The following is a 16,818-nucleotide window of genomic DNA, read 5'->3' as shown; positions in this document are numbered from 1 at the left end:
GGGCGCCGTTGCGCATTTATGCCCCTCACCCTAACCGTCTCCCCGCCTGCGGGGAGAGGGAACTTCGGAGAGCGCGGCATATCCCTTCTCCCTGCAAGCGGGGAGAAGGTGGCGGCAGCCGGATGAGGAGCCATCGTCGCCCTCCCCTGCCGTACGAGTGAGACACAACAAACCTTCCGCCCCAAGCGGATGACGCAAGAGAAAGTGAAAGACATGATCCGCTACGGAACCAATCCGATCGCCTGGAGCAACGACGACGATCATTCGATCGGCGCGCATCTGACGCTCGAGGATTGCCTCTCCGATTGCCAGAAGATCGGCTTCGACGGCATCGAGAAGGGCCACAAGATGCCTTCCGATCCGGAAGCACTGAAGGCAAAGCTCGCCTCCTACGACCTCGTCTTCGTCTCCGGCTGGCACTCGACCAACCTGCTCACCCATGACGTCGAGACAGAGAAGAAGGCGATCCAGCCGCATCTCGACCTCCTGAAGCACAATGGCTGCAAGGTGGCGATCGTCTGCGAGACCTCGAACGCCATTCACGGCGATGACACCAAGTCGGTCGCCAACGACAAGCCGGTGCTGCCGGCAGACCAGTGGAAGAAATTCGGTGCAGACCTCGAAGCGATCGCGCAATATTGCGCCGACCAGGGCGTCGATCTCGTCTACCATCACCACATGGGCACGATCGTCCAGACCGGCGAGGAAATCGACCTGTTGATGCAGAACACCGGTCCGGCAACCAAGCTTTTGCTCGACACCGGCCATGCCTGGTTCGGCGGCTCCGACCCGGCCGAGGTTGCGAAAAAATGCATGCACCGCGTCCGCCATATCCATTGCAAGAACGTGCGCACTGCCGTGCGCAAGGTCGTCGAAGGCGAAGGCCTCTCCTTCCTCGAAGGCGTGCGCCGCGGCGTCTTCACCGTTCCGGGCGACAGCGAAGGCGGCGTCGATTTCCTCCCCGTCCTGAAAATCGCCGCCGAACACAATTACGATGGCTGGCTGGTGATCGAAGCCGAGCAGGATTCCGCCGTGCGCAATCCCTTCGAGTATCAGTCGCTCGGACTGAAATCGCTGAAGGCGTTTGCCAAGGAAGCCGGGCTCGATCGGGCTTAGCAGCCCCTCATCCGGCTGCCAGGTTCGAGGGGAACGCCCCTCATCCGGCTGCCGCCACCTTCTCCCGCTCGCGCGGAGAAGGGAAATGCCGCTAGCTCCGCGCCCCCCTCGCAGCGTAAGGCGAAGAAGATCAGGCGCACTCCAGAATCCCCTCTCCCCGCTTGCGGGGAGAGGGCTAGGGTGAGGGGCAGGCCAAGAATGCCGCCGCCAAGTAAGAAGTCAGGAGACCCCCAAATGTCCAAACTGCTCGTCAAACCGAAGGCCAAGTCCGGCCTGATGCAGAACGTCACACCCGAAAGCGCCGGCTGGACCTATGTCGGTTTCGCGCTCAATCGGCTGAAGCCGGGCGAGACGACGCAGGGCGAGGCGGGCGACAAGGAAATTTGCCTTGTGCTGGTTTCGGGCAAGGCGAAGGTTTCGGTCGATGGCGAGGATTTCGGCGAGCTCGGTGAGCGCATGACGCCGTTCGAGGGGCAGCCCTATGCCGTCTACGTGCCGAAGGGCAGCCGCTGGCAAGTGGCGGCGACGACCGATCTCGATCTTGCGATCTGCTCGGCCCCGGGCGGCGAGGGTTTCAAGGCCAAGGTGATCAAGCCGGGAACACACCCGCAGCTGACCCGCGGCAAGGGCACCAACACCCGCTATGTCACCAACATCATGCCCGAGGACGACAGCTCCGCCCAGTCGCTGCTGGTGGTCGAAGTGATCACGCCGGGCGGACACACCTCTTCCTACCCGCCGCACAAGCACGACCAGGACGATCTGCCCGCCGAGAGCTACCTGGAAGAAACCTATTATCACCGCCTGAACCCGCCGCAGGGATTTGCCGTGCAGCGCGTCTATACCGACGATCGCTCGCTGGACGAGACCATGGCGGTGGAAGACGGGGACGTGACGCTGGTGCCGAGGGGATATCACCCCGTTGCGGCCGTGCACGGCTACGACGTCTATTATCTCAACGTCATGGCCGGGCCGAAGCGGGTCTGGAAGTTCCACAACGCCCGCGAACACGAGTGGCTGTTTACCGGCGTTTAGGAGCGACGTGGCGCACCTACCGATCAGGACCTTAGGTGTGCGCCGATCCGTACGGCACCGTGCCGTACCGTTGCACTGGGATGGACGGAAGCGGGCCGCCCCAGAGCCGTTAGTGCGAAGCGGCTTTCCTTCAGGAAATGCGAAAAATGGAGCGTTTCCGTGACTCCGTTTAGGACGGAAACGCTCTAGGTTATGGTCTTTCAGGGAGGCTTTGCCATGCGGATCGACGGACAATGCCATTGCGGCTTCGTGACCTATGAGGCGGAGATCGATCCGGACGATGTCGCGATCTGCCACTGCACCGATTGCCAGCAACTGACGGGAACGGCCTACCGGGTGTCGGCCGGCACGGCCCGCGAGAATTTCCGACTGACCGGGGGCGAACCAAAGCTCTACGTCAAGACCGCAGAGAACGGCCGCAAGCGGCTGCAGTTCTTCTGCCCGAACTGCGGTTCGCCGGTTTACACCACCGGCACGGACGAGGACGCCGAAGAGGTCGGCATTCGCCTCGGGACGATCAACCAGCGCCGTGAGCTCACCCCGAAATCACAGATCTGGCGCTCGTCCGCCCTGCCCTGGATCAACGACGTCGGTGCACTGCCCGGTCACGACAGGGATTAATCCCGGTCATGCCTCGGCCGTCATCCTTATTTTCAAGTGTGCCCAGGCTTGGCCGATCACCTCGGGTGCCGGGGTTCCGGTCATCTGCGACGGACGCGCGTCCGGGTTGGCCGCGAGGTAGGCTTTGACGAGATGATAGCCGATCGAATAACCGGCCCAGCGGGGAAGCGGGTTGCCATGGCTGCTCCAGCCGAAGAACCAGGCGCTGTGGTTGTAGGCGTCGGCCCAGAGCTCCAGCTCGGCCTGCTCGATAACCCCCAACCAGTCTTCGGCAGGGATAGCGTGGTTCCAGCGATTGCCATCGCCACCGTTGATCTCGGCGTCGAAAGCGTCCGCCAGGCCCTCGGTGACCAAGACTTCTCCCAGCCTGAAACCATAACCGCACATCGCGTGGCGGAAGGAATGGTGAAGTTCGTGCGTGAGCGTCTTTCGCAGCTCGCCATTGGCGAGACTGGCGGCGAAGTTGGGATTGTCCGGATCGAGCGTGACCGTCACGAGCCCGCGGCGGTAGCAGGCACCCGACAACCCAAGCTCCGGAATCGTCTCGCCCGGCCGGCGCTCGACGATGACATCGACGGGCGCAGCCCTGTCGGCCGCGGAAACGCGGCCGCCGACACGCTCTGCCGTCACTTGCACGTCTGCGAGGATCTGCTCGCGCCATTGTGCAAGGGCTCCATCGGCTTCGAGGAAGTGAACGCGCAGGTCCAGCATTCGGCACATCTCCGGTCGTCATCGTCATTCGACGGCGGAATTTAAGCATGCGGCCGTCGATTGCAACGCCGGAAGGACAAAAGCATCAGCCCATGCCTGCGCCCATTGTCGCGCCGACCTTGCGGCCGTCGCAGCGGTTACAGTCGATCGCCATGGCCGGAAAGGCGCGGCCGGTGTAAGAAAGAACTGAAACATCCGACGGGCCACCAGTGCCCGACCAGGCGAGGCGATGGCAAAGGGCCGATTCACGATATTCCCCGGCCGCATTGGCGGCATCGAGGCCGTCGAGGCGGCGTCGGGGCACGTGTTTGCCCGCCACACGCATGAGCAATTCGGCATCGGCCTCATCCACCAGGGCGCCCAGAAATCGCTGAGCGGTCGCGGCATGGTGGAAGCCGGCGCCGGCGACATGATCACGGTCAACCCCGGCGAGGTCCATGACGGCATGCCGATCGGCGATGCGGGACGGTCCTGGCGGATGCTCTATTTCGAGCCTTCCGCAATCGCCGACGCCATGGAGGACATCAGCCAGGGCAGGACGCGAAGTGCAGAATTCACCGCTCCCGCCTTCCATGATGAGCGAACGTCGAAACACTTCCAGGCTCTTTTTAGCGCGATCACCGCACCCGATGGCGATCGGACGGGGATGCAGGGCGAGGAGCACGTCCTGACGCTGCTGGCCGATGTGATGCGCGTGCGTGAGGGGAAAACGCATGGCGGACATGTGCCGTCGGCGATGCGCAGAGCGCAAAGCCTGATCGACGACGATCCGACCGTCGCCATCACCCTGTCCGACCTTGCGCAGGCAACCGGCCTCAGCCGATTTCAGGTGGTGCGCGGTTTTTCGAAAACCTTCGGGCTCACGCCGCATGCCTATCTCGTGCAACGCCGCATCGATCTGGCGCGGCGGCTGATTGCGCGGGGCGTGCCGCTTGCCGAGGCGGCAGTGGAAGGCGGCTTTGCCGACCAGAGCCACATGACCCGAATCTTCGTGCGCAAGTACGGCATTTCGCCGGGCGCCTATGCCGATGCATTCCATTGACCTGAAGACGCGCTTTGCGTTCTTGTTTTCGCGGATGTCGTCAATGCAGAATCGCTACACAGTTTTGCTCGCCACGCCTTAACGCCTGCAATTCCGTTCAAGACCGAAAGATCCGGATGAGGTTTTCTGCGCGCCAACGCAGGAGTGGCCGCATGACGGAAAAAATTCAGGGATACCTCTACCTCTCGCTGGCGATGATCACGGTCGGCAGCACGGTGATTGCCAGCAAGCTGATCGCTTCCGGCTTACCGCCGTTTAGCGCCACCGCCTTGCGCTTCGCGGTCGCCTTTCCGCTGTTCTTCACCTTGGTGCGACTGACCGGCACGCCTTGGCCAAGGTTGGAGCGGCGCGAGTGGCTGATCCTGCTCTTGCAGGCCGGAGCCGGCAGCGTCGGCTACACGACACTTCTGATTGCCGGGTTGCGCTACAGTTCGGCGACGGATGCCGGCGTCGTTATCGGCACTCTACCGGTCGTCTCTGCCGGAATCGCCATCCTGCTGCTCGGCGAACGGCCCAGCCGCTCGACCCTTGTCGCGATCGGGCTGGCGGCAGCGGGCGTTCTGACCATCGTGCTTCGGCCCGACGATGGTGCACACCATTCGCCGCTCGGCATCACTCTCGTCTTCGGCGCGGTGATCTGCGAAGGGCTGTTCATCCTGATCAACAAACGCATCCGAACGCCGATCGCACCTCTCGCCTTGTCCACCATCATGGCCGGCATGGGCGTTGCCGTCGCCATCGTGCCCGCTCTGTTCGAAGCGCCGTCGCAGCAAGGGGTCACGATGCAGTCGCTGGCAGCCGTGCTTTATTATGCCCTGGTCCCGACCGTTGCCGGCTTCATCCTCTGGTACGCAGGATCCGCCAGGGTGAGCGGAACGGAAGCCTCGGTTTTCACCGCTCTTGCACCCGTCTCCGCCGTGCTGCTGGCCTTCGTCATTCTCGGCGAACCCGTCAGCATCAACCAGCTCGCCGGCATCGGCTGCGTGCTTGTCGCCGTCCTCAGTCTTGCCATGCCGCATTTCCGGCCCAAGACTGCCGGCCAAACGCAGAGCTGACGCCGTCATCATCTCTTCCACTTCGAGGCATCCCATGCATTTCCAGCATTCAGACAGCATCTGGCGTGATTTTCCCGAGCTTGCAGCCGGCGCGCTCCACGTCGAGGGCATTCGCAGCGACGTTTCGGTCGCCGATGCCGTCGAGCGGTTTCAGGCGATCGCCAGGGACGTTCTTGCAACGCGCGCCGAAGGCGAACTTGCGGAAATTCAGGCGTGGCGCCGCACCTTCGCCAGGATGGGACTGAAGCCGACGCAGTATCGCTGCGCGTCCGAAGCCTTGCTGCGCCGGTTCAGGAAGGAGGGCGACCTGCCGTCGATCCATCCGTTGATCGACCTGTGCAACGCCGTGTCGCTGGCCTTTGCCATGCCCATCGCCGTCTTCGACGTTTCCCGCATCTCCGGCAATCTCGAGGTTACCCGCGCGGGCGGAGACGAGGTCTATGCAACCTTCTCCGGTGAAACGGAACACCCTGAACCTGATGAAGTGATCTTTCGCGATGCGGAGGGACGCGCCCATGCGCGCCGATGGACCAACCGGCAAAGCGGCTATTCGGCGATCCACCCGCAGACCACGTCGGCCCTCATCGTCGCGGAGGCGCTGCATGAAACCGCAGCGGCTGACGTGGCCGAACTCGTTGCCGCATTGGAGGAAGCCATCGCCGCCGCCTGGCATGTCCGCCCGACCTCTATGCTGCTCAGCCGAGCGGCGCCGCGGTTTGCCTTTGCCACACATGAGAGTCTTTGACGCAAGGCCACCGGTCATACTATCGCAGCCTCCCGGCAGCCTGCAGCGCCCCACGTCAAAAGGGGCGCGATGCTGCCGTTCTTTAAATTTGCCGCAAAGTTCCGCCTTTAACTCGACCCCGATTTAAGGATCATGCGGCGAGCAAGAGGCGATGATGACTGAAGGTACGCGATCAAAACTCGGTCTGGCGCGGCGAATGCTGTTCGATAATGGCGGGCTCGAAGAGATTTTTCGCCATGTGCGCAACCTGGTGATGGCGACCTTGGTGATCGCCGCCGGCATGCATGCGATCGAGAATGGCCGCAGCCTGGAGATCAAGGGCCTGCCCAACATCGCCGTGGCGGGCTACATCGTCTCCGTCATCGGCACAGTCCTGTTTCTGCTCAACCTGGCGGATGGTCTGCACAGGCTGTCGAAGGTGCGCCGGCACCTGGCGCTGCAGATCCTGCTTTTGGCGATCTACGTCTTCATAACCCTCAGGGTGACGCAGCTGGTGCTGGCGCTGCGCATGTCGGCCTTCTGATCGGCCGATGGTCAGCCGGCGAACGCCGCCGGCTGACAGTGTCATCGTTCACGCCGCCTTCTCACGCCGCTTTGGCGACGTGATATTCCTTGATCGCGACCATCTTGATCGCGGGATAACGTTCAGCCTCATAGCGCAGCGAGAAGCTGTCCTGCGCCAGGAACACCGGGTCGCCGTCGAGGTCGCGGGCGATATCGCCGCGACGGGCAGTGACGAACTTGTCGAGGTCACCAGGCTGATCGGCCGAAATCCAGCGGCAGACGGAGAAGCGCGACATTTCGAAGGAGACAGGCAGGCCGTATTCGGCCTGCAGGCGCTCCTTCAGAACGTCGAGCTGCAGCGCGCCGACGACGCCGACGATCGCCGGTGAGCCGTCTTCCGGCGAGAACAGCTGCACGACGCCCTCCTCCGCCATCTGCTGCAGGGCTTCCTTCAGCTTCTTGGCCTTCATCGCATCCTCAAGTCGCACGCGGCGCAGGATTTCCGGCGAGAAGTTCGGCACGCCCTGGAAAACGAGATGTTCGCCTTCCGTGAGCGTGTCGCCGATGCGCAGGGTTCCGTGGTTCGGAATGCCGACGACATCGCCCGCATAGGCCGTGTCGGCCAGCTGGCGCTGTGAAGCGAAGAAGAACTGCGGGGCGCTCAGACCCAGCTGCTTGCCGGTGCGCGACAGCCGCGCCTTCATGCCGCGCTCCAGCTTGCCGGAGCAGACGCGCGCAAAGGCGATGCGGTCGCGGTGGTTCGGGTCCATGTTCGCCTGAATCTTGAAGACAAAGGCGGTCATCTTGTCGTCGGTCGCATGCACCGTGCGCGTGTCGGCAACCTGGTCGCGCGGCGGCGGGGCGATCTCGCCAAGCGCGTTGATCAGGTCGCGCACACCGTAGTTGCGGAGCGCCGAGCCGAAGAAGACCGGCGTCAGGTGACCTTCAAGGAAGGCTTTCTTGTCGAACGGCTTGCAGGCCTCGATCGCCAGCGACGTCTCTTCGATGAAAGCATCGCGCTCGTTTTCCGGCAGGCGGTGAGCCACCATCTCAGGACCGTTGACCCTGGTCAGCACTTCCTGCGTATCGGCACCGCGCACGGTGTTGTCGGCAAGGTGATAGGAGCCGCAGAAGGTCTTGGAGCGACCGATCGGCCAGGTCACCGGCGCACAATCGAGCGCCAGCTTTTCTTCGACTTCATCGAGGATCTCGAAGGGGTCACGGCTCTCGCGGTCCATCTTGTTGACGAAGGTGATGATCGGGATGTCGCGCATGCGGCAGACTTCGAACAGCTTCAGCGTCCGCGGCTCGATACCCTTTGCCGCGTCGATGACCATGATCGCCGCATCGACCGCCGTCAGCGTGCGGTAGGTGTCGTCGGCGAAGTCTTCGTGACCGGGGGTGTCGAGAATGTTGAAGACATTGCCGCCATATTCGAAGGTCATCACCGAGGTGACGACCGAGATGCCGCGCTCGCGCTCGATCTTCATCCAGTCCGAACGGGTCTGGATGCGATCCTTCTTGGCCTTGACCTCGCCGGCGAGTTGGATGGCGCCGCCGAACAGCAGCAGCTTTTCGGTGAGTGTGGTTTTACCCGCGTCCGGGTGGGCGATGATCGCAAATGTGCGGCGGCGGGAGACCGCCTCGGCGAGACTTTCGGCCATGTCGTAGATTCCTGTGAGTTGCGGCGTCTTTACAGGCTCAGCCCTCATTATGCAATTGACCGGCGCAGTGAGCGCCCGGCTTATGAAACGATGACCATGCACACGCCCCAGACAAAACCCGCCTTGACCTTCATCCGCCTGCCGCATGCCGAGGCGTTGGACCTGCCGGCCTATGAGACCGAGGGTGCTGCCGGCATGGACCTGCGCGCCGCAGTGGCAGTCGGCGAGCCGATGACGCTTGCGCCAGGAAAGCGGGCGCTGGTGCCGACCGGCTTCATCTTCGAGATCCCGGCCGGCTATGAGGCGCAGATCCGTCCGCGCTCGGGCCTTGCCTTCAAGCACGGCATCACCTGCCTCAACACTCCGGGCACGATCGACAGCGATTATCGCGGCGAGGTGAAGGTTCTGCTGGTCAACCTCGGCGACGAGGACTTCGTCATCGAACGCGGCATGCGCATTGCGCAGATGGTGATCGCGCCAGTGACACAGGTGAGCGTTCGGGAAGCCGACAGCGCCAGCGACACGGCACGCGGTGCCGGTGGCTTCGGCTCCACGGGCGTCTAGACCATTTCCAGGAAAAGTGCGAAGCGGTTTTCCGTCCGGAATTGCGTGATCTCGAAACGTTGGATCAGATAAGCGGCGGCAAGCGCCGCTTGACCGGTGTCGACTTGACGATCGACGTATTGGTCTGCGCCTTCTCGGCGATGCGATCGAGCAGCGTGTCCAGTTCCCCCATATCGCGCACGAACAGCTTGGCGATGAAGCAATCGTCGCCGGTGACCTTGTCGCATTCGACGATCTGCGGCGTCTCCTGGATCAATTTCTCGACGATATGCAGCATGCCCGGCATCGGCCGCACGCGGATGATCGCCTGCAGCGGATAACCAAGCTTCACCGGATTGAGGGCGATGGTGAAGCCGTCGAGGACGCCGCGTTCCTCCAGTTTGCGCAAACGTTCGGCGGCACTTGGCGAGGACAGACCCACCTCCTGCGCCAGCTCCTTCAGCGACACGCGCGCATTCGCCGCCAGGATACCCAGAATGCGGCGATCGAGTTCATCGAGCATGGGCAACCTCATAAGCCAAAAGATCGAAACCATCTTAGATGATGAGGTATAATAGCAGAAACACCTGCGATCCTCCATATAAACCTGCGCTCTGGCCGATTAATCTTGGAGCCTCAACCGAGGAGTGATCGCCATGGGCGCAGACATTAAAAGAGGCAGTGCGGAGATGACGGCGGCCATGCTGATATCGGGCACGATCGGCTGGTTCGTGCTGATGTCGGGCCAGCCGGTGACGAGCGTCGTCTTCTGGCGCTGCGTATTCGGCGCGGTGACGCTGGTGGCGATCGCGGCCATGCTCGGCCTGCTCGACCGGCGCCATTTCACCCGGCGGACGGTGCTCCTGTCGATTGCCGGCGGCATCGCCATCGTCGTCAACTGGCTCTTGCTGTTTGCGGCCTATTCGCATGCCTCGATCTCGATCGCGACGATGGTCTACAACACCCAGCCGTTCATGCTTTTGGGGCTCGGAGCCTTGTTCCTCGGCGAAAAGATCACCGCGACCAAGGTGTTCTGGCTTTCGATCTCCTTTGCCGGCATGCTGGCGATCATTTCAGCCAAGCCCGGCGGCGGCTTTGCGCCGGAGGATTACCTGATCGGCATCGCGCTTGCGATCGGTGCCGCCTTCTTCTACGCGATCGCGGCCCTGTTGACGAAGTTGCTCAAGGGAACGCCTCCGCATCTGATCGCGTTGATCCAGGTGGTCACCGGCACGCTGATGCTGGCGCCGATGGCGCTTGCCGCCCCGGCACCTTCCGGCGCCGAACAGTGGTCGATCCTGATTGCCGTCGGCGTCATCCATACCGGCATCATGTATGTGCTGCTTTACGGCGCGATCCAGCGGCTGCCGACGCACATGACCGGGGCGCTATCCTTCATCTACCCGATCGCTGCCATCGTCGTCGATCGGCTGGCTTTCGGCCATGCGCTGCAGCCGATCCAGATCTTCGGTTCGATCGCCATCCTGGTCGCCGCAGCCGGCATGAATCTCGGCTGGAAACTTCGCCTGCCCTCGCCTATCAAGCGGAGACGCGAAGGGAGAACCGCATGATCACCTGCTATCTGAAATACGTTATCGACCCTTACAAGCTGGCCGAGTTCGAGCACTACGCCAAGCTCTGGATACCGCTCGTCAACCGGCTCGGCGGCACCCATCACGGCTATTTCATGCCGCACGAGGGCGCAAACAACATCGCACTGGCGCTCTTCACCTTCCCGAGCCTGGCCGAATATGAAGTCTATCGCGGGAAAATGGCCAAGGACCCGGAATGCCTGGAGGCTTTCGCCTTCGGCGAAAAGACGCGCTGCATCGTCAGCTACGAGCGCAGCTTCATGCGGCCGGTGTTCGAATAGGAAAGACCACGCCGCGTGTCGCCGTAGAGCGGCGCGCGGCAGCGAATTGCCTGAAGCCCGATAGAGGCCGCTTATCTGAAACGCGTCGCGATCTCTACAGCGCCGCGCGTCCTATTAGACGCGCAAAGGTCGCTGTAGCACTTTGAATGGCTGCATGTTTTTATCGCTAAATCGAATAGGATTTAACGAAACATGCAGTAGGATTCGCTGACTGCGCTTAAAGCTTTGGTTTTTGCGCATGTCGTGATCGCAAAGCCGCTGCCCACTTTTGCGCGACATGTGTCAACGGCGCGCTTCGGCGGCCATGCTGAGGGCAAAGCCGAACAGTGCCGTGCCCATCGCCCAGCGCTGCACGACCATGAACAGGGGACGCCCGGCCAGGAAGGCGGCGATAGAACTTGCCGCCAGCGCAATCATCGCGTTGACCGAGACACTGGTGGCGATCTGGATCGAGCCGAAGATCATCGACTGCGCCAGCACATTGCCCGCCTCCGGGCGGATGAACTGCGGCAGGAGCGAGAGATAGAGCACGGCCACCTTCGGGTTGAGCAGGCTCGTCAGGAAGCCCATCAGGAACAGCTTGCGCGGACCGTCCTTCGGCAGGTTCTTGATCTGGAACGGCGAGCGCCCGCCGGGCCTGACCGCCTGCCAGGCGAGATAGACGAGATATCCGGCACCGGCGAGCCGCAGGACATCATAGGCGAAAGGCACGGCCAAGAGCAGCGCGGTGATGCCGAGCGCCGCCGAGACCATATAGACGACGAAACCGAGCGCGACGCCGCCAAGCGAGATCAGGCCGGCCGCCGGCCCCTGGCTGATCGAGCGGGAGATCAGGTAGATCATGTTCGGCCCGGGTGTCAGCACCATGCCGAGAGCAATGAGGGCAAAGCCGATGATGTTTTGGATCTCGGGCATAACGCGCGCCTTTATTGAGTATTTCCCAAAGCTCTACGCATCTCCAAAAACCGGGCAACGCCAGACTTGTCACCCGATCAATTTTGTCGCGAAATTGCCGCTCGCCCGCCGATCCCGATTTCCATTTTCGACGCTCTTTGGTAAAAGCGGCGTCGCCACCCGGGAGGAACGATCATGACGCTTGCAGCCCTGCTTGCCTATAGCGGCGCTCTCTTCATCGCAGCCATCATTCCCGGCCCCGGCGTGACGGCGCTCGTTGCGCGAGCGCTCGGCTCCGGCTTTCGCGAGACCTTCTTCATGGGGCTCGGCCTGATCCTCGGCGACATGGTTTACCTGACCGCCGTGGTGCTCGGCCTGGCGCTGATCGCCCAGACCTTCACGACCGCTTTCCTGATCGTCAAGTTCGCCGGCGTGCTCTACCTCGGCTACATCGCATGGAAGCTTTGGACCGCCGGCCTGTTGCCGCGGGACATCAAGGCGAAGACATCCGCAAGCGTGTCGATGTCGTTCCTTTCGGGCCTATTGGTCACGCTCGGCAACCCGAAGACAATGCTGTTTTATGTGGCGCTGGTGCCGACGCTGATCGACATTGCGGTGATCGGGCCGCGCGAATACGGGCTGCTTTTGATCGCGACGTTCCTCGTGCTGCTGACCGTGCTTCTGCCCTATATCCTGCTTGCCGCACGGGCGCGCACGCTGCTCAAACAGCCCAAGGCATTGCTGGCGCTGAACCGCGTTGCCGCTGGCGTGCTGGCAGGCACCGCCGCCTATATCGCTACCCGCGCCGCCTGAAAAAACATTCCCCGGACTGGGCTTCCGCCGGTGGTTTTTCCTCCGGCTGATCGTCGCGTCGCGGTTACCGTTCTGGAATAGAACGGGCATGGCCCCTATTGTCACAACCAAATCGTCACACCCAAGGGAGAAACTTAATGTCTGACACGCGCAAGCCCGGCCGCGGCCGCGTCTACTCCTCGATCACGGAAACGATCGGCGACACTCCCATCGTGCGGCTCGACAAGCTTGCCAAGGAAAAGGGCGTGAAGGCCAACCTTCTCGCCAAGCTCGAATTCTTCAACCCGATCGCTTCGGTCAAGGACCGCATCGGCGTTGCCATGATCGAGAGCCTGGAAGCGCAGGGCAAGATCGTTCCCGGCCGCACGACACTGGTCGAGCCGACCTCGGGCAACACCGGCATTGCGCTCGCCTTCGTCGCCGCCGCCAAGGGCTACAAGCTGATCCTCACCATGCCGGAAACCATGTCGGTCGAGCGCCGCAAGATGCTGGCGCTGTTCGGCGCCGAGCTGGTACTGACCGAGGGCGCCAAGGGCATGAAGGGCGCGATCGCCAAGGCGCAGGAGCTGGTCGAGACCTTGCCGTATGCCATCATCCCGCAGCAGTTCGAAAACCCGGCCAACCCGGAAATCCACCGCAAGACGACGGCCGAGGAGATCTGGAACGACACCGACGGCAGCGTCGACATCCTCGTCTCGGGCATCGGCACCGGCGGCACAATCACTGGCGCCGGCCAAGTGTTGAAGGCACGCAAGCCGTCGATCAAGGTGATCGCCGTCGAGCCAGAGGAATCGCCCGTGCTTTCGGGCGGAAACCCTGGCCCACACAAGATCCAGGGCATCGGCGCCGGCTTCGCGCCCGCGATCCTCGACACCAGCGTCTATGACGAAGTCGTCACCGTCAACAGCGGCGAAGCCGTCGAGATCGCCCGGCTCGTTGCCCGGCTCGAAGGCGTGCCGGTCGGCATCTCCTCGGGTGCGGCCCTCACCGCCGCCATCGAGATCGGCCAGCGCCCGGAAAACGCCGGCAAGAACATCGTCGTCATCATCCCATCCTTTGCCGAGCGGTACCTTTCGACGGTTCTGTTCGAAGGCCTGGGCGCGTAAGCCGATCATTGCAAAGTGCAAACGAAAGGGCGCTTCGGGCGCCCTTTTTTGTTGCCCACTGCTGGACTGCGGGCGTCACCGCCGGCCCCGCGTGCGCCAAACCGGACCTTCAAACCACGTCGCTGGCCTGAAACACCGGCATCCGTTCTCTTCATTGAGAATGTTCCGGTTTAAACGGAGGCGCAAAAGCGCTCTATCTTCTTGTTTTTACGAATTCTGACGAGATTCCGCTTCGTACTTTTTCTCGAAGCGCTCGAAAGCGCTTCACGATCTCCAGGATTCGCTTGCTGCCCTTTCAGCTCTTGTTTTTTGCGCATGTCGTGATCGCGAACCCGCTGAACACTTTGCGCGACATGCTTTTCGCGCCGCGATCTTTCAGATTCGCTTTCTGCGCTTTAAGCTCTTGTTTTTGCGCATGTCGTTATCGCAAAACCGCTGCACACTTTTGCGCGACATGCTTTAGGAAGCTATGCTCTGGGGTTTCGCTCGGTGAAACCAGCAAGATTGGCAAGCGTCGATGAAAGACCCGCCTCGTGATCCTCCCGCGATATGCCTTCAGGAACATTCGCGCAGGTTACACGCACCCGGGTGCCACCGGATATCGTCTCCGGTGCCCAGGTGATCGTCATGATCCCGGCAAATGCCGGATCTTCGGATTCGAACTCCACCTGCTGCACGACGCGTTCATTCGGGCGCAACTCGACGAAGCGCCCCTCGACAATATCGGTCTCATCCGACGTCTTGCCGCGATTGCCATGTTCGGATTTATCGTAGACGAGCGCCATGCGATAGCGACCGCCCTCTTTCGCCTCAAATGCATGGACATGGCCCGTCATCCCCTCCGGGGGCAGCCATCGCGTCACGGCTTTCGGATCAAGCAGTGCCAGATAAACCACCTGCGCGGACGCCACGATCACACGTTCGGCGCTATCCGTTCGTCTGAGCGAACCGTTCGTCATGACAAACCTCCCAAATTGAGCAGTGCGGCAAGTATCCGGTGCCGTCATCAAGATAGGGCACTCGACCGTTTCCGCCTATTGCCGACGGCAAGCGCGGAAGAAGCGTTGCAATGACCACTCGAGAGAACCTGCAACGAAGGACGACCATCGCCGCAGAGCGCCGCGACTCCGCCAGTCAGACATGGCGCCCAGTGGACGCGGCAAGGCTCCAAACTTGCCCCGTTAGTTTCCAACTTGGGTCGATGCGCATGTCAGGAATTGTGCGGCAGCATACAAAAGCAAAGTCGCCGACTTCCGAAACCGCAATTGCAGGTAACGCGGACGGCGACTGCCCGACGCCGTCAACGACCGTCAGGCGGCCGCTTGCAGACGCTCGCCGGCGATGCGGTAGGAGATCGCTTCGGCCAAGTGCAGCCGGCCGACGGTCGCGCTGCCATCGAGATCTGCGAGCGTACGCGCCACCTTCAGGACGCGGTGGTAGCCGCGCGCTGAGAACTTCAGTTTTTCGGCAGCGTCGCGCAGCAACTGCAGGCCGGCTGCATCCGGTTCGGCAATGCGTTCGATCATCGCCGTCGAGCAGCGGGCGTTGCTGGATGGCTCGCGACTGCCGAGCGCGGCGAAGCGATCGATCTGCAATTGCCGGGCGCGGGCGACACGTCTTGCCACAGCAGCACTGGCCTCTGCCGCCATCGGCCGGATCAGGTCTGCGGCGCTGACAGCCGGTACGTCGATGCGCAGATCGATCCGGTCCATCAACGGGCCGGAGATGCGCGCCTGGTAATCGCTCATGCAGCGCGGGCCACGGGCGCAGGTGCGGCCGGGTTCACCCGCCATGCCGCACCGGCACGGGTTCATCGCTGCCACCAGTTGGATCGCGGCGGGATAGGTGACGCGATGGTTGGCACGGGCAATGATGCATTCCGCCGTTTCCAGCGGCTGACGCAGGGCATCAAGCACCTGCGGGGGGAACTCGGGAAACTCGTCAAGGAACAGAACGCCGTTGTGGGCGAGCGATGCCTCGCCTGGTTTCGCTCGCAAGCCGCCACCGATCATCGCCGCCATGGTGGCGGAATGGTGCGGCGTGCGGAACGGCCGCCGGTCGGACAGCTTGCCGCCCGGCAACTGGCCGGCGATCGAGTGGATCATCGAGACTTCGAGAAGCTCGGCAGGCGTCAAGGGCGGCAGGATCGACGGCAAACGCGAGGCCAGCATCGATTTGCCCGAGCCCGGCGGTCCAACCATCAGCAGATTGTGGTTGCCGGCGGCGGCGACTTCGAGCGCCCGCTTGGCGCTCTCCTGTCCCTTGATATCGGCAAGATCAGGCAGATCGGTAGCGCCGGCGCGAATGGCAGGCTCCGGCCGGGAGAGCACCTGCGTGCCCCTGAAATGATTGGCGATGGCGATCAGGCTGCGGGGTGCAAGAATATCGATCTCGGCGCCGGCCCAGGCGGCCTCCGGACCGCTTTCGGCCGGACAGATCAGCCCCTTGCCGAGCGCATTGGCGCCAATTGCGGCCGGCAGCGCGCCGGCGACGGCCGCGACCGTACCGTCGAGATTGAGCTCGCCGATCACCACATAGCCATTCAGCGCGTCGCCGGGGATGGCACCGAGCGCGGCCATCAGCCCTAGCGCGATCGCGAGATCAAAGTGGCTGCCTTCCTTGGGCAGATCCGCGGGCGCGAGATTGACGGTGACTTTCTTGGCTGGCAGCGCTAGACCAGACGCATGAAGGGCTGCCTGCACCCGCTCGCGGCTTTCGGCCACGGCCTTGTCGGGCAGGCAACGATCTGCATGCCGACCCGCCCGGGTGCAACCATCACCTGAACGTCGACCGGCACACCTTCTATCCCCTGGAATGCAACCGTACTGACCCGCGCAACCATGACCGCCTCTTCGACCAGGGCGGCCCGCCATGCCGCCGCAACCCCGGTGGTTGCAGCGATAAATCTTGCACGGAAAACACACAAAAACAAGAACAATAACAGAACATCACGCCTTGCGTCGCGCAGATGCTTGAGCAGCACATCGCTCGACCGTCCCACCGTCACCAGACGTGCTGAAACCCAGAGATCGCCCGCCGGCCATCGGCGCGCGTTCGCAATCGGTCTCGAAACGTATCAACCGCTTGCGCTCAACT

17 protein-coding genes and 1 pseudogene are annotated in these 16,818 nt (G+C 62.5%); 12 read left to right on the top strand and 6 right to left on the bottom strand.

What is annotated here, in order from left to right; translation table 11 throughout:
* Positions 1–213 precede the first annotated feature (213 nt).
* From iolE to C6558_RS01400, 3 genes are all read left to right on the top strand, one after another.
* Positions 214–1,116 (top strand): myo-inosose-2 dehydratase, encoded by a 903-nt coding sequence (iolE, locus tag C6558_RS01415; protein ID WP_025425641.1) that lies wholly within the window; start codon positions 214–216, stop codon positions 1,114–1,116.
* Between the two features lie 234 nt (positions 1,117–1,350).
* Entirely contained in the window at positions 1,351–2,151 is an 801-nt protein-coding gene (gene iolB, locus C6558_RS01405) for a 5-deoxy-glucuronate isomerase (RefSeq protein WP_025425640.1), read from the top strand.
* A 216-nt stretch (positions 2,152–2,367) separates the two neighbouring features.
* On the top strand, positions 2,368–2,772 hold the full coding sequence (locus tag C6558_RS01400; RefSeq protein WP_025425639.1) for a GFA family protein: 405 nt from the start codon (positions 2,368–2,370) through the stop codon (positions 2,770–2,772).
* 6 nt (positions 2,773–2,778) lie between these two features.
* Here C6558_RS01400 and C6558_RS01395 read toward each other — a convergent pair whose 3' ends face one another.
* Positions 2,779–3,483 (bottom strand): DUF2268 domain-containing putative Zn-dependent protease, encoded by a 705-nt coding sequence (locus tag C6558_RS01395; RefSeq protein ID WP_025425638.1) that lies wholly within the window; start codon positions 3,481–3,483, stop codon positions 2,779–2,781.
* A 229-nt stretch (positions 3,484–3,712) separates the two neighbouring features.
* On the opposite strand from C6558_RS01395, the gene C6558_RS01390 reads away from it, so the two are divergent.
* The 4 genes from C6558_RS01390 to C6558_RS01375 all read left to right on the top strand — a co-directional run bounded on the left by C6558_RS01390 (position 3,713) and on the right by C6558_RS01375 (position 6,848).
* Complete coding sequence (locus C6558_RS01390; protein ID WP_025425637.1) at positions 3,713–4,525, top strand: AraC family transcriptional regulator; 813 nt, start codon at positions 3,713–3,715, stop codon at positions 4,523–4,525.
* 152 nt (positions 4,526–4,677) lie between these two features.
* A complete protein-coding gene (locus C6558_RS01385) occupies positions 4,678–5,580 on the top strand; it encodes a DMT family transporter (protein ID WP_025425636.1) in 903 nt (300 codons plus the stop codon).
* A 34-nt stretch (positions 5,581–5,614) separates the two neighbouring features.
* Complete coding sequence (locus C6558_RS01380) at positions 5,615–6,325, top strand: B3/4 domain-containing protein (protein WP_025425635.1); 711 nt, start codon at positions 5,615–5,617, stop codon at positions 6,323–6,325.
* Positions 6,326–6,479: 154 nt separating this feature from the next.
* On the top strand, positions 6,480–6,848 hold the full coding sequence (locus C6558_RS01375) for a hypothetical protein (RefSeq protein WP_225906196.1): 369 nt from the start codon (positions 6,480–6,482) through the stop codon (positions 6,846–6,848).
* 61 nt (positions 6,849–6,909) lie between these two features.
* Here C6558_RS01375 and C6558_RS01370 read toward each other — a convergent pair whose 3' ends face one another.
* On the bottom strand, positions 6,910–8,493 hold the full coding sequence (locus C6558_RS01370) for a peptide chain release factor 3 (protein WP_025425633.1): 1,584 nt from the start codon (positions 8,491–8,493) through the stop codon (positions 6,910–6,912).
* Between the two features lie 96 nt (positions 8,494–8,589).
* Between C6558_RS01370 and dut the strand changes: the two genes are divergently transcribed.
* On the top strand, positions 8,590–9,057 hold the full coding sequence (dut, locus tag C6558_RS01365) for a dUTP diphosphatase (RefSeq protein WP_107026886.1): 468 nt from the start codon (positions 8,590–8,592) through the stop codon (positions 9,055–9,057).
* A gap of 64 nt (positions 9,058–9,121) precedes the next feature.
* Here the strand turns inward: dut and C6558_RS01360 are convergent, their stop codons facing one another.
* Positions 9,122–9,559 (bottom strand): Lrp/AsnC family transcriptional regulator, encoded by a 438-nt coding sequence (locus C6558_RS01360; protein WP_025425631.1) that lies wholly within the window; start codon positions 9,557–9,559, stop codon positions 9,122–9,124.
* Between the two features lie 133 nt (positions 9,560–9,692).
* On the opposite strand from C6558_RS01360, the gene C6558_RS01355 reads away from it, so the two are divergent.
* Positions 9,693–10,607, top strand: coding sequence for a DMT family transporter (locus C6558_RS01355; protein WP_025425630.1), 915 nt, complete (start codon positions 9,693–9,695; stop codon positions 10,605–10,607).
* Positions 10,604–10,909 (top strand): NIPSNAP family protein, encoded by a 306-nt coding sequence (locus C6558_RS01350; protein ID WP_025425629.1) that lies wholly within the window; start codon positions 10,604–10,606, stop codon positions 10,907–10,909. The genes C6558_RS01355 and C6558_RS01350 overlap by 4 nt, the downstream gene beginning before the upstream one ends.
* Positions 10,910–11,191: 282 nt before the next feature.
* On the opposite strand, the gene C6558_RS01345 is transcribed toward C6558_RS01350, so the two are convergent.
* Entirely contained in the window at positions 11,192–11,824 is a 633-nt protein-coding gene (locus C6558_RS01345) for a LysE family translocator (RefSeq protein ID WP_025425628.1), read from the bottom strand.
* A gap of 174 nt (positions 11,825–11,998) precedes the next feature.
* On the opposite strand from C6558_RS01345, the gene C6558_RS01340 reads away from it, so the two are divergent.
* Entirely contained in the window at positions 11,999–12,616 is a 618-nt protein-coding gene (locus C6558_RS01340; RefSeq protein WP_025425627.1) for a LysE family translocator, read from the top strand.
* 137 nt (positions 12,617–12,753) lie between these two features.
* The gene (gene cysK, locus C6558_RS01335) at positions 12,754–13,722 is read left to right on the top strand and encodes a cysteine synthase A (RefSeq protein ID WP_025425626.1); all 969 of its coding nucleotides are present in this window, start codon (positions 12,754–12,756) and stop codon (positions 13,720–13,722) included.
* Between the two features lie 467 nt (positions 13,723–14,189).
* Here cysK and C6558_RS01330 read toward each other — a convergent pair whose 3' ends face one another.
* Positions 14,190–14,681: an SRPBCC domain-containing protein gene (locus C6558_RS01330; protein ID WP_025425625.1), complete on the bottom strand. Its 492-nt coding sequence runs from the start codon at positions 14,679–14,681 to the stop codon at positions 14,190–14,192.
* Between the two features lie 351 nt (positions 14,682–15,032).
* A pseudogene (locus C6558_RS01325) lies at positions 15,033–16,564 on the bottom strand (YifB family Mg chelatase-like AAA ATPase).
* Positions 16,565–16,818 lie beyond the last annotated feature (254 nt).

Source organism: Ensifer sp. NM-2, assembly GCF_003024455.1.
Lineage (GTDB): Bacteria > Pseudomonadota > Alphaproteobacteria > Rhizobiales > Rhizobiaceae > Ensifer > Ensifer canadensis.
This window is presented reverse-complemented; position numbering and strand designations above follow the sequence as displayed.